The sequence below is a fragment of the Staphylococcus saccharolyticus genome, assembly GCF_900458815.1.
Classification (GTDB): domain Bacteria; phylum Bacillota; class Bacilli; order Staphylococcales; family Staphylococcaceae; genus Staphylococcus; species Staphylococcus saccharolyticus.
In genome coordinates this window covers 1,589,799-1,602,660 of sequence record NZ_UHDZ01000001.1, presented here as the reverse complement: position 1 = coordinate 1,602,660, position 12,862 = coordinate 1,589,799, and the positions used below count along the sequence as shown (strand labels likewise).

At 32.7% G+C, this 12,862-nt stretch carries 12 protein-coding genes and 1 pseudogene; all 13 read left to right on the top strand.

Annotated elements, in window-relative coordinates; genetic code table 11:
* Positions 1-20: 20 nt before the first annotated feature.
* On the top strand, positions 21-1,205 hold the full coding sequence (gene ftsZ / locus DYE57_RS07845; protein WP_115313550.1) for a cell division protein FtsZ: 1,185 nt from the start codon (positions 21-23) through the stop codon (positions 1,203-1,205).
* Between the two features lie 279 nt (positions 1,206-1,484).
* The gene (gene pgeF, locus DYE57_RS07840; protein ID WP_115313549.1) at positions 1,485-2,276 is read left to right on the top strand and encodes a peptidoglycan editing factor PgeF; all 792 of its coding nucleotides are present in this window, start codon (positions 1,485-1,487) and stop codon (positions 2,274-2,276) included.
* Between the two features lie 16 nt (positions 2,277-2,292).
* On the top strand, positions 2,293-2,961 hold the full coding sequence (locus tag DYE57_RS07835) for a YggS family pyridoxal phosphate-dependent enzyme (protein ID WP_115313548.1): 669 nt from the start codon (positions 2,293-2,295) through the stop codon (positions 2,959-2,961).
* A gap of 12 nt (positions 2,962-2,973) precedes the next feature.
* The gene (locus DYE57_RS07830; protein WP_115313547.1) at positions 2,974-3,573 is read left to right on the top strand and encodes a cell division protein SepF; all 600 of its coding nucleotides are present in this window, start codon (positions 2,974-2,976) and stop codon (positions 3,571-3,573) included.
* 11 nt (positions 3,574-3,584) lie between these two features.
* Positions 3,585-3,875 carry a YggT family protein gene (locus tag DYE57_RS07825; protein WP_115313546.1) on the top strand — a complete coding sequence of 97 codons (291 nt, stop codon included), beginning with the start codon at positions 3,585-3,587 and terminating at the stop codon, positions 3,873-3,875.
* Positions 3,876-4,014: 139 nt separating this feature from the next.
* Positions 4,015-4,803 carry a YlmH family RNA-binding protein gene (locus DYE57_RS07820; RefSeq protein WP_115313545.1) on the top strand — a complete coding sequence of 263 codons (789 nt, stop codon included), beginning with the start codon at positions 4,015-4,017 and terminating at the stop codon, positions 4,801-4,803.
* 23 nt (positions 4,804-4,826) lie between these two features.
* Complete coding sequence (locus DYE57_RS07815) at positions 4,827-5,486, top strand: DivIVA domain-containing protein (protein WP_115313544.1); 660 nt, start codon at positions 4,827-4,829, stop codon at positions 5,484-5,486.
* 329 nt (positions 5,487-5,815) lie between these two features.
* Positions 5,816-8,566, top strand: coding sequence for an isoleucine--tRNA ligase (gene ileS / locus DYE57_RS07810; RefSeq protein WP_115313543.1), 2,751 nt, complete (start codon positions 5,816-5,818; stop codon positions 8,564-8,566).
* 275 nt (positions 8,567-8,841) lie between these two features.
* Entirely contained in the window at positions 8,842-9,639 is a 798-nt protein-coding gene (locus DYE57_RS07805) for a VOC family protein (RefSeq protein WP_115313542.1), read from the top strand.
* 4 nt (positions 9,640-9,643) lie between these two features.
* Positions 9,644-10,121 (top strand): annotated as a pseudogene (locus tag DYE57_RS07800) (CHAP domain-containing protein).
* 223 nt (positions 10,122-10,344) lie between these two features.
* The gene (lspA, locus tag DYE57_RS07795; protein WP_165417867.1) at positions 10,345-10,821 is read left to right on the top strand and encodes a signal peptidase II; all 477 of its coding nucleotides are present in this window, start codon (positions 10,345-10,347) and stop codon (positions 10,819-10,821) included.
* Between the two features lie 12 nt (positions 10,822-10,833).
* Entirely contained in the window at positions 10,834-11,751 is a 918-nt protein-coding gene (locus DYE57_RS07790) for an RluA family pseudouridine synthase (protein WP_115313540.1), read from the top strand.
* A gap of 494 nt (positions 11,752-12,245) precedes the next feature.
* The gene (gene pyrR, locus DYE57_RS07785) at positions 12,246-12,773 is read left to right on the top strand and encodes a bifunctional pyr operon transcriptional regulator/uracil phosphoribosyltransferase PyrR (protein WP_115313539.1); all 528 of its coding nucleotides are present in this window, start codon (positions 12,246-12,248) and stop codon (positions 12,771-12,773) included.
* The last annotated feature ends 89 nt before the right edge of the window (positions 12,774-12,862 follow it).

Genomic DNA, 12,862 nt, shown 5'->3' with positions numbered 1-12,862 from the left:
AAGACTAGGAGGAAATTTAAATGTTAGAATTTGAACAAGGATTTAATCATTTAGCTACATTGAAAGTCATCGGTGTAGGTGGTGGCGGTAATAACGCTGTCAATCGTATGATTGACCATGGCATGAACAACGTAGAATTCATCGCAATCAATACAGATGGACAAGCTTTAAACTTATCTAAAGCAGAATCGAAAATCCAAATCGGTGAGAAATTAACACGTGGTCTTGGTGCAGGAGCTAATCCTGAAATTGGTAAAAAAGCTGCTGAAGAATCTCGTGAACAAATCGAAGATGCCATCCAAGGTGCGGATATGGTATTCGTAACTGCAGGTATGGGTGGCGGTACTGGTACAGGTGCTGCACCAGTTGTTGCTAAAATTGCTAAAGAAATGGGCGCTTTAACTGTTGGTGTTGTTACTCGTCCATTTGGTTTCGAAGGACGCAAACGTCAAACTCAAGCGGCTGCGGGTGTTGAAGCCATGAAAGCTGCAGTCGATACATTAATCGTCATTCCTAATGATCGCTTATTAGACATTGTTGATAAGTCTACGCCAATGATGGAAGCTTTCAAAGAAGCGGATAATGTATTACGTCAAGGTGTACAAGGTATCTCTGATTTAATCGCAGTTTCTGGTGAAGTAAACTTAGACTTTGCCGATGTTAAGACGATTATGTCTAACCAAGGATCAGCATTGATGGGTATTGGTGTATCATCAGGCGAAAATAGAGCGGTTGAAGCAGCTAAAAAGGCGATTTCTTCACCGTTATTAGAAACATCAATTGTAGGTGCTCAAGGCGTACTTATGAATATTACAGGTGGAGAGTCATTATCATTATTCGAAGCTCAAGAAGCAGCAGACATTGTTCAAGACGCAGCTGATGAAGATGTAAACATGATTTTCGGTACTGTTATCAATCCTGAATTACAAGATGAAATTGTAGTAACAGTGATTGCTACTGGATTTGAAAATAAACCTTCTTCTCAAGGACGTAAATCTACAAGCACTGGATTTGGTTCTAGTGTAAGTAGTAGCTCAAGTAACCAAAGTAGCTCAAACGTTAAAGAAGATTCATTTATTACAAATAATTCAAGCGCTCAATCATCTGAAAGTGCAAGTGAGAGAAGTCATACTACTAAAGATGACGATATTCCTAGCTTTATCAGAAATAGAGAAGAAAGACGTTCTAGAAGAACTAGACGTTAATCATTAAATAGTGTTGAACAAACAGGCCATCAGTTCTTTTTCTGATGGCTTTTTAATTTGGCTTTTAAATTAAACACTTAAACCAACATTAAATCGTATATTTGATAAAAATTATTGATTAGAGTTAAGTAGTTTAAAAGAATTAAGCTATGATATATAATTGTTTTATAAAATATTTATGTCGAACATAGATTTCATAGCCAATCAATTTAATACTTAAAAATGATGAATTTAGAACGTAACCTGAAATTAAACATTCTCAAATGGTGGTGAAACAATATGACAGAACTGTTCAAACTTAAAGAACATTATTTAGATTATCAAATGAATAACATGCAAAATATCAAGCTTGGTTTCACAACACGAGAGAATGGATTAAGTCATTATCCTAAGCAATCATTTAATATGGCGAGATATATTGATGACGAGCCTAACAATGTTACTAGGCATCAAGAACTTCTTGCAAAAGAGATTAGTTTTCCTAGAGAAGATTGGGTATTTCCTATTCAAGTTCACGGTAATCAAATTGCAGAAATTACTCATGAACATAAAGGTATAAATATAGAGACTTTAACTCACGACTTACATGGTATAGACGGTATATATACGTATGAATCAAATATTTTACTTACGATGTGTTATGCTGATTGTGTGCCAGCCTATTTTTATAGCGAAAAGCATGGATATGTGGGTCTAGCACATGCAGGCTGGAGAGGCACTTATGGTCAAATTGTTAAAAAAATACTAAAGAAAGTGAATTTCGATTTTAATGATTTACAAGTTGTCATTGGACCAGCGACATCTAGTTCCTATGAAATTAATGATGATATCAAAAGCAAATTTGAACAGTTAACGATTGATACATCGAAATATATTTATACTAGAGGTGACAATCAGTACGGTATTAATTTAAAAAAGGCTAATGCACTGTTACTTGAAGAAGCTGGTGTTCCCGAACAAAATATTTATATAACGAATTATGCTACTTCAGAGAATTTGGATTTATTTTTCTCTTATAGAGTTGAAAAAGGTAAGACTGGGCGCATGTTAGCGTTTATAGGACGTCAATAAAGTAGGTGAATAATTTATGAGTGTAAAGCAAAATTTAGATAAAATTAATCTTGAAATTCATGATATATCTAAAAAAAGTATCCATTCAGCACAACCTCACGTGATTGCAGTAACAAAGTATGTTACAATAGAGCGAGCTAGAGAAGCTTATGAAGCAGGTATTAGGCATTTTGGTGAAAGTAGATTGGAAGGCTTTAAAAAGAAAAAAGAAGCTTTACCAAGTGATGCGACATTGCATTTTATCGGTTCATTACAGTCAAGAAAAGTAAAAGATGTGATTAATGATGTCGATTACTTCCATGCCTTAGACCGCTTAAGTCTAGCTAAGGAGATTAATAAAAGAGCAAATCATGTCATACCTTGTTTCTTGCAGGTCAATGTTTCTGGTGAAGAATCAAAACATGGCATCGCTCTTGAAGAAGTAACTGAATTTATAAATAAAATTAAAGATTATGAAAACATCCAAATTATCGGATTAATGACGATGGCGCCATTTACTGATGACGGTTCGTACATACAAACATTATTTAGAGATTTAAGACATAAAAGTGATGAAATTCAACAATTCAATTTAGAACATGCTCCTTGTACAGAACTATCTATGGGAATGAGTAATGATTATCAAATAGCAGTTGAAGAAGGTGCAACCTTTGTCAGAATTGGGACTAAACTTGTAGGAGAATAGGAGTGAGCCCCCTTGGCTTTAAAGGATTTATTTAATGGTTTTTTTGTAGTAGAAGATGAAGAGGAAGTAGAATCGCCTGAAGAACGTGAATCTTCAAGATCTCGTGAACGCATGCAAGAGCGTGATAGTGAAGATCGCAGTGATGATGTGTCATCATCTAAGTCACAAGCGAATAACACTAAGCAGCATGCAATTAAATCTGTACCTCAAAAGGGTACAATGAGACATAACACAACTTCTGAAGAAAGGAATTATCGTATGAATAACAATTCAAAAAGTAATTCTAGAAATGTTGTAACAATGAATCAATCACCACAAACATATGCAACTCAGGAAAGCTCAAAAATGTGCTTATTTGAACCTCGTGTATTTTCAGATACTCAAGATATTGCTGATGAGTTGAAAAATAGACGTGCGACTTTAGTCAATTTACAACGCATTGATAAAGTGTCTGCTAAGCGTATTATTGACTTTTTAAGTGGAACAGTTTATGCGATTGGTGGCGATATTCAGTGTGTAGGTACTGATATATTCTTATGTACACCTGATAACGTCGAAGTTGCTGGAAGCATAACTGATCATATCGAAAGCATGGAGCAACATTACGAATAAGGAGCTAAATTATGGATGTCGGTCAACTAAGTACTATATTCCGATTTATTATATTTTTAGTTCAAGTATATTATTTTGGAATGATTATTTATTTCTTTACATCTTGGGTTCCAAGTATAAGAGAATCTAAGATAGGAGAAATTTTAGGAAAGATTTACGAACCTTTCTTAGAACCATTTAGAAAAGTAATTCCACCTATTGGAATTATAGATATTTCATCTATAGTTGCTATTTTTGTATTAGTTTTATTCCAAAAAGGTTTAGTAACTATTTTCAATATGATACTTTCACATTTATTTTAAAATAATGATGTTACATTTTAATATTAAATATTTAAAACGAGGCAAAGTATATTTAACAATCTTTGACCTCGTTTTTGTCATATGGGTTTGAAATTTGCTTACTCAAGATTTATGCAAAATTATTTAATAAGAAATAAAAATGTTAGGAGTGTCTCTCATCGATATATATCAACACTTTAGAAAAGAAGAGCAAGAACTGATTGGTCAATTAATAGATAAGTGCGAACAAGCGGATAAGAACTATGCTCCCGTGTTAACCGTTTTTTTAGATCCTAGGGGACAATATATCCTTGAAGTGATTACTAAAAGTTACGGAGATTTAAACGTCCATTTTAATGGTGGTCCTCAATCTGAAAGAAAACGTGCAATCATTGCACCTTCATATTTCAAGCCGCAACTGGAAGATTTTGAAATTTCTTTGTTAGAGCTCGATTACCCTAAAAAATTTGTAACCATGCAACATCAACATGTTTTGGGAACTTTAATGTCTTTAGGGATAGAAAGAGAGCAACTCGGTGACATTGTGATTGATGAAGAAATTCAATTTGTTTTGACAAAGCGACTGGAATCATATATGATGTCAGAATTAACTCGTATCAAAGGTGCAACAGTTAAACTTAATTCTATTCCTTTTAAATATATGATACAATCAGAAGAGAATTGGAGAACACATGGAACTACAGTTAGTGCAATGAGATTAGATGTAGTTCTCAAAGAAATGATTCACAAATCGCGTAGTATAGCTAAACAGTTAATAGAAAAGAAAAGAGTTAAAGTGAATCACACGATTGTTGATACTCCAGACTTTCAATTAGAACAAAACGACTTACTTTCCATCCAAGGATTTGGTAGAGCGCGAATAATAGATATAGGTGGAAGAACTAAAAAGAATAAATTACACATCACATATCAAACATTATTCAAATAGTATACAATATGAGGAGGATTAACATGTCTTTCACACCAAGTGAAATTAAGAATAAAGAATTTACACGAGTGAAAAATGGTCTAGAACCTACAGAAGTTGCTAATTATTTAGAGCAATTAAGCAATGAAATTGAGCGTCTTAAAGAAGATAAAAAGCAACTTGAAAAGGTCATTGAAGATAGAGATACAAATATTAAATCCTATAAAGGTGTGCATCAATCAGTGAGTAATGCTTTAATTCAAGCTCAAAAAGTAGGAGAAGAAACTAAATTAGCTGCAACTAAAGATGCTGAAGCAACTTTAGCTAAAGCTCAAGTACAAGCAGATAAGATAGTGAATGATGCGATTGAAAAAGCACGTCGTATGTCTTTCCAAACAGAAGATATGAAGCGTCAATCTAAAGTATTTAGATCTCGTTTTCGCATGTTAGTCGAAGCTCAATTAGACCTATTAAAAAGTGAAGATTGGGATTATTTACTTAATTATGACATAGATGCTGAACAAGTGACATTAGAAAATATACATCATTTAAACGACAATGATTTAACACCGGAAGAACATGAAATGAAACAAAGTCAATCACAACAGTCGTCTCAAAATACTGATACTTCTTCTTCTGAATCTATAAGTGGTTCAATGTCTAGTTCAGAATCATCTCATTCAACTTTAAATAGTAATATTTGACATAAATAAACGTTAACGTTCTATGTATTTTTTCGATGAAAATAGTGTAGAATATGCAGAAGATAGATATAATTATTAAAAATGCATTTTCTAAACGACAATTTATTGATATGATATAAAGACAGACGCGTAAGAAACAGTTAACATATTCCAGCGAGTTAGGAATTGGTGAGAGCCTAACATATAGTTTGTTTCTTATATCACTGGCTTTTTATTTTAATATTTTTTTGAGAGAACTCTAAGTTGAGTTAAATAGGGTGGTACCGCGGATTAACCGTCCCTTTTAATTGAACTTAGAGTTCTTTTTATCATTACAAGGAGTGGATATAATGAATTACAAAGATACCTTATTAATGCCGAAGACAGATTTTCCTATGAGAGGGGGGTTACCCAATAAAGAACCACAAATTCAAGAAATGTGGGATGCAGAAGATCAATATCAAAAAGCACTAGAAAAAAATAAGGGTAATCAGACATATATTTTACATGATGGACCACCATATGCTAACGGTAGTCTACATATGGGTCATGCTTTAAATAAAATTATTAAAGATTTTATTGTTCGTTATAAAACAATGCAAGGTTTCTATGCACCATATGTCCCAGGTTGGGATACACATGGTTTACCTATTGAACAAGCGCTAACTAAAAAAGGCGTTGATCGTAAAAAAATGTCAGTTGCTGAATTTAGAGAGAAGTGTAAAGAATTTGCACTTAAGCAAGTAGATATTCAAAAGAAAGATTTTAAACGATTAGGTGTACGTGGAGATTTTGATAATCCATATATTACATTAACCCCTGAATATGAAGCAGCACAAATTAGATTATTTGGAGAAATGGCTGATAAAGGATTAATCTACAAAGGTAAAAAACCTGTGTATTGGTCACCTTCAAGTGAATCATCACTTGCAGAAGCTGAAATTGAATACCATGATAAACGTTCTGCTTCAATCTATGTTGCTTTTGATGTAAAAGATACTAAAGGTAAAGTTGATTCAGATGCACAATTCATTATTTGGACAACTACACCTTGGACAATTCCTTCGAATGTGGCTATCACAGTACATCCAGAACTAAAATATGGTCAATATAATGTGAATGGACATAAATATATTGTTGCACAAGCATTGTCAGAGGAAGTAACTGAAGCATTAGGCTGGGACAAAGCAGCTATTCAATTAGAAAAAGAATTTACAGGTAAAGAATTAGAATATGTTGAAGCACAACATCCATTCTTAGATCGTACGTCACTTGTTATTAATGGAGATCATGTTACGACTGACGTTGGTACAGGTTGTGTTCATACTGCACCTGGTCACGGGGAAGATGACTATGTTGTGGGCCAAAAATATGATTTACCTGTAATTAGCCCATTAGATGATAAAGGTGTCTTTACTGAAGAAGGTGGCCCATTTGAGGGTATGTTCTATGATAAAGCAAATAAGGCAGTAACAGATCTTCTAAAAGAGAAAAATGCACTTCTTAAACTCGACTTTATCACTCATAGTTACCCGCATGATTGGCGTACAAAAAAACCAGTTATCTTTAGAGCTACACCACAATGGTTTGCTTCAATTAATAAAGTCAGACAAGATATTCTTGATGCTATTGAAGATACAGATTTCAAAGTGGGTTGGGGCAAAACACGTATTTATAATATGATTCGTGATCGTGGCGAATGGGTTATTTCTCGTCAACGTGTATGGGGTGTTCCATTACCAGTTTTCTATGCTGAAAATGGCGATATCATCATGACGAAAGAAACAGTGAATCATATTGCTGATTTATTCGCAGAACATGGTTCAAATATTTGGTTTGAACGAGAAGCAAAAGATTTACTTCCAGAAGGATTCACTCATCCAGGTAGTCCAGATGGTGAATTTACTAAAGAAACAGATATTATGGATGTATGGTTTGATTCAGGTTCTTCTCATCGTGGCGTGTTAGAGACAAGACCGGAACTAAGTTTCCCAGCAGACTTATATTTTGAAGGTAGTGACCAATATCGTGGTTGGTTTAACTCTTCAATTACTACAGCTGTTGCAACAAGGGGTCAAGCACCATATAAATTCTTACTATCACACGGATTCGTTATGGATGGTGAAGGTAAGAAAATGAGTAAGTCACTTGGTAATGTTATTGTTCCAGATCAAGTTGTGAAGCAAAAAGGTGCAGATATTGCACGTCTATGGGTAAGCAGTACCGATTATCTTGCAGATGTTCGTATTTCTGATGAAATTTTAAAACAAACGTCTGATGTTTATCGTAAAATTAGAAACACTTTAAGATTTATGCTAGGTAATATTAATGATTTTAATCCAGAAACAGATAGTATTGCTGAAAATGACTTACTTGATGTTGATCGTTATTTACTTAATCGCTTACGTGAATTCTCTGTCAGCACAATTAACAACTATGAAAACTTTGATTACCTTAACATTTATCAAGAAGTTCAAAATTTAATCAATGTAGAATTAAGTAATTTCTATTTAGACTATGGTAAAGACATTTTATATATTGAGAAAAAAGATTCTCATAAACGTCGTAGTATGCAAACAGTGTTATATCAAATCTTAGTAGATATGACTAAATTACTTGCACCAATCTTGGTTCATACTGCAGAAGAAGTATGGTCACATACGCCACATGTGAAAGAAGAAAGTGTACATTTAACAGAAATGCCAAAAATAGTCGATGTAGATCAAGAGTTATTAGATAAATGGAACACACTGATGCATTTACGTGATGATGTAAACCGTGCGTTAGAACAAGCACGTAATGAAAAAGTGATTGGTAAATCTTTGGAGGCTAAAGTTGTTATTGGTAATAACGATTCATTTAAAGCGCAAGAGTTTTTACAACAATTCGATAATTTACAACAATTATTTATCGTATCTCAAGTTGAAGTCACTAAAAAGGTTGAAAATAGTGAGTCATGTCAGTATGGTGACATTCGTATTGAACATGCTGAAGGAGAAAAATGTGAAAGATGCTGGAACTATGCTGGAGAGTTAGGTTCCGTCGGTGAACTTGATCATCTATGTCCACGTTGTCAAGATGTTGTCAAAACACTTGTATAACAAACTTATAATAAATTATAAAAACTGAGTCAAATTGAATAACGTCTGAGATGAATTTCTCAGACGTTATTTTTTATTTTTAAGCAATTATACATAATATTTTTAATTTTCAATTGTAAAAAGAAGGTCTAAATAAAAAATTACAAACTAAAAATTTGAATTCATTCGAATTTTTAGGCATAATATTTAAAATATGATGTTGTCGATACGATAGGGTATTTGAATTTTAAGCTAATAAATAGTGTAAATAAAGTTAGATTTGAAAGGATAGTAAAATGTTTCATAATAAAAATGCAAATTTTGTAAACGGAGTAACAATTAATGTGAAAGATAAACAAGTCATTAAAGCATTTTATGAAGAAGTTTTAGGGTTTAATTTGGTAAATGAATCCATGACTGCCGTTCGATATGAAGTGGGAGATTCAAATCAGTTTATTACTTTTAATGAAATTCAAAATGGTAGGGAACCTATAACGTCTGAGTCAGGGTTATTTCATATAGGTATTTTATTACCCAATCTATCTTCTTTAGCAGATTTACTTGTTCAGCTTAGTGACTTTGAAATATCGGTTAATGGTGGGGAGCAAAGTGTAGCAACATGTCTATTTATAGAAGATCCTGAAGGGAATGCTCTAAAATTTTATGTAGATCAAGACATTGATTCATGGATTGATGAAGAAGAAAATCGTATTAGAATGGATATTGCGCCAATTAATGTACCAAGGTTACTTAAACAGGTATCTGATGAAAAATGGCAAGGTATACCAGATAAGACTAAATTAGGGTCGTTACATTTGAAAACAATAAGAATTTCTGAAGTTAAATCTTATTATTTAAATTACTTTGGATTGGAAGAATCTGCACATATGGATGATTACTCCTTATTTTTAGCATCCAATTATTATTATAATCACCTAGCTATTAATCAATGGCTATCTTCAATAAAACGGGTAGATAATGAAAATACCTATGGATTGGCTATGATAGATTTTCATTATCCACAAACAGCTCATAAAAGCTTAAAGGGTCCAGATGGTCTATATTTTAGATTTAATCGAATAGAAGTAGAGTGATGATATGAGAAAATTAATCATACCTATAGTCATTGCCAGTTTGTTATTTACTAGTGGTGCAGTCATAGACGGTTTAGATAATCAGGATATGACAGAGCCAGAAAGCCATTTTTGGGAAATGAATCCAATAAAATATAACACATATAAAAAAGGACAGTGTACGTACTATGTATGTATTCGGTAGGATAAAAAGGGATGGTAATCAAATTGGAAATTCATGGAATGATGCCAAGGATTGGGATAAACAAGCTCGTCACGATGATGGCTACTTAGTCAATCAAACGCCCCAATTAGGTGCTATTCTACAATCTTCTAAAAGAAAGCATGGACATGTTGCTTATATAGAGAAAATTAATAAAGATGGCTACACAAACGTTTCTGATATGAATTATAATTGACCTTATGAAATCACACAGCGTACTATTGCTGTATTTGAAATCAAAAATTATAAATATATTCATCTTCAAAAAGCTAAAGTGTAAATTATTTTAGTAGTGACACTTCATTAGTATAGCAAGTTGTACGATGACTTACTTTATTCGTTTGATAAGAATAATTATCATTTTAATCTTGCATAAGCAATAATAGATACACCTTTTAAACACTTTATAGTTTAATAATGCGATAGCTTTTTTAAAATGACATTCTAGGATATAATGTTAAATGTTGTCAAAAAATGACGAGCTACGGATTGGAGGTCCCTCAATGAAAAAGAAATATTATATTGGAGTTTCTTTACTCGTTGCTATTTTAGTAATTGTATTCGATCAAGTAACGAAATGGTTTATCGCGACATCAATGAAGATAGGAGACTCTTATGAAGTTATTCCAAATTTCTTAAATATCACATCCCATAGAAATAATGGAGCAGCATGGGGCATTTTAAGTGGAAAGATGGGATTTTTCTATATCATCACTTTAATTATTTTAGTTGTACTTATAGTGTTTTATATTAAAGAAGCTAAATTTAATTTATTTATGCAAGTAGCAATAAGTTTATTATTTGCTGGTGCATTAGGAAATTTTATTGATCGTATTTTACACGGTGAAGTCGTTGACTTTATCGATACAAATATTTTTGGATATGATTTTCCTATTTTTAATATTGCTGATTCCAGTTTAACAATTGGTGTATTATTTGTCATTATTGCGCTACTTAAAGACACTACTACTAAAGGATAAGGAGGTTTGAATTTGGAGACATACAAATATAAAATTACTAATGAATCTCATGTTGGTCAACGAATAGATAAATTACTCTCGGACTTTAATAAGGAGTGGTCACGAAGTCAACTTCAAGATTGGATTAAAGAAGGTTTGGTTAAAGTCAATGAAAAGGTCATTAAGTCCAATTACAAAGTTAAAATGAATGATCAGATTATTGTCACTGAAAAAGAAGTTGTAGAAGCGGATATTCTACCAGAAAATTTAAATTTGGATATTTATTATGAAGATGAAGATGTTGCTGTGGTGTATAAACCTAAGGGAATGGTAGTTCATCCATCTCCCGGTCATTATACGGAAACATTAGTGAATGGACTAATGTATCAAATTAAAGATTTATCAGGTATTAATGGTGAAATTCGTCCCGGTATTGTTCATCGAATTGATAAGGATACATCTGGGTTATTAATGGTTGCTAAAAATGATATAGCACATCGTGGTTTAGTAGAACAGCTCATGGATAAAATGGTTAAACGAAAATATACAGCTTTAGTACATGGGAATATTCCACACGACTACGGTACTATTGATGCACCAATAGGTAGAAATAAAAATGATCGTCAATCGATGGCTGTCGTAGATGATGGTAAAGATGCAATTACACATTTCAACGTACTAGAACATTTAAAAGATTATACTTTAATTGAGTGTCAGTTAGAAACTGGACGCACTCATCAAATTCGCGTACATATGAAATATATTGGTTATCCACTCGTAGGTGATCCAAAATATGGACCGAAAAAAACATTAGATATTGGTGGCCAAGCGTTACATGCTGGAGTGATAGGATTTGAACAACCAGTCACTCATCAATATATTGAAAAGAGTATCGACTTACCAAAAGAATTTAAAGATTTACTTGAGGATATAAGACACAGAGATGCTTAAATGAAAGCTCTAAGATGATTTGACATTATCTTAGAGTTTTTTATCTGAGTTCTAATTTTAATTGAAATCTGATATTTTGAGGCTGATTTATACTGAATCAATGACACTTAGCTTCATACACATCGAAATTAATAGAGGGTTTGATCATTACTTTATATTGTATAAAGCAGTAGCTAAAAAATTTAAAAACTAAATCTATACTAAATGACATTTAGATTTTATTCTATATTAGCCATTGACTTATTTCTTAAAAAGCTATAGACTTATAACAGTTTAAATATAAAAAACACCGTCTTTAATTGAGGGTCCAGAGAGGCTCCGAAGGCATGAATAATTAGGATAAATAAGTCTCATTGATTGATGGTTATTGTTAATGATTATAATCAATGATGTTATATATAATAGAGAAATTTTAAACTTTTTCTTTTTATCCTTGAACCTCATGTCTTTATTAAAGATATGAGGTTTTTCACATTTTTCGAAGAGGTGAGACGATGTCGGAAAGAATCATTTTAGATGATGCTGCGATACAGCGTACAATCACTCGAATTGCTCATGAAATTTTAGAATACAATAAAGGAACTGAGGATTTAGTCCTTTTAGGTATTAAAACAAGAGGTGCATTTCTAGCACATCGTATTCAAGAAAAAATTAATTCAATTGAGCAACAGCTTGTACCAACTGGTACGATAGATATAACTCGTTTTCGAGATGATATCGATAAGGTTATGCAACAATCGAATGCGCATCCTTTTGACATTAGTGTAGATATTAATGATAAAATTGTTGTCATTATAGATGATGTTTTTTACACAGGGCGGACAGTCAGAGCCTCATTAGATGCGATTTTACTACATTCTAGACCTATCAAAATTGGACTTGCAACCCTTGTTGATCGTGGGCATCGTGAACTTCCTATACGAGCAGATTTTGTTGGAAAAAATATACCTACAGCACGAGATGAGTCAGTTTCAGTATATTTAGATGAAATTGATGACAGAAATGCGGTAGTAATTGAATAATATCCCTTTTAAAGCAGTACGAGAGACTGAAAAAGGTGAAGATATTAAATTGAAGACGCCTCCAGCAATCAAATATTGATGATATCAAT

Coding starts and splice junctions, on each gene's coding strand:
- DYE57_RS07815 (WP_115313544.1), top strand. CDS start 4,827: ATGTCTTTCACACCAAGTGAAATTAAGAATAAAGAATTTACACGAGTG.
- ileS (WP_115313543.1), top strand. CDS start 5,816: ATGAATTACAAAGATACCTTATTAATGCCGAAGACAGATTTTCCTATG.
- pgeF (WP_115313549.1), top strand. CDS start 1,485: ATGACAGAACTGTTCAAACTTAAAGAACATTATTTAGATTATCAAATG.
- DYE57_RS07805 (WP_115313542.1), top strand. CDS start 8,842: ATGTTTCATAATAAAAATGCAAATTTTGTAAACGGAGTAACAATTAAT.
- pyrR (WP_115313539.1), top strand. CDS start 12,246: ATGTCGGAAAGAATCATTTTAGATGATGCTGCGATACAGCGTACAATC.
- ftsZ (WP_115313550.1), top strand. CDS start 21: ATGTTAGAATTTGAACAAGGATTTAATCATTTAGCTACATTGAAAGTC.
- DYE57_RS07835 (WP_115313548.1), top strand. CDS start 2,293: ATGAGTGTAAAGCAAAATTTAGATAAAATTAATCTTGAAATTCATGAT.
- DYE57_RS07825 (WP_115313546.1), top strand. CDS start 3,585: ATGGATGTCGGTCAACTAAGTACTATATTCCGATTTATTATATTTTTA.
- lspA (WP_165417867.1), top strand. CDS start 10,345: ATGAAAAAGAAATATTATATTGGAGTTTCTTTACTCGTTGCTATTTTA.
- DYE57_RS07820 (WP_115313545.1), top strand. CDS start 4,015: ATGTTAGGAGTGTCTCTCATCGATATATATCAACACTTTAGAAAAGAA.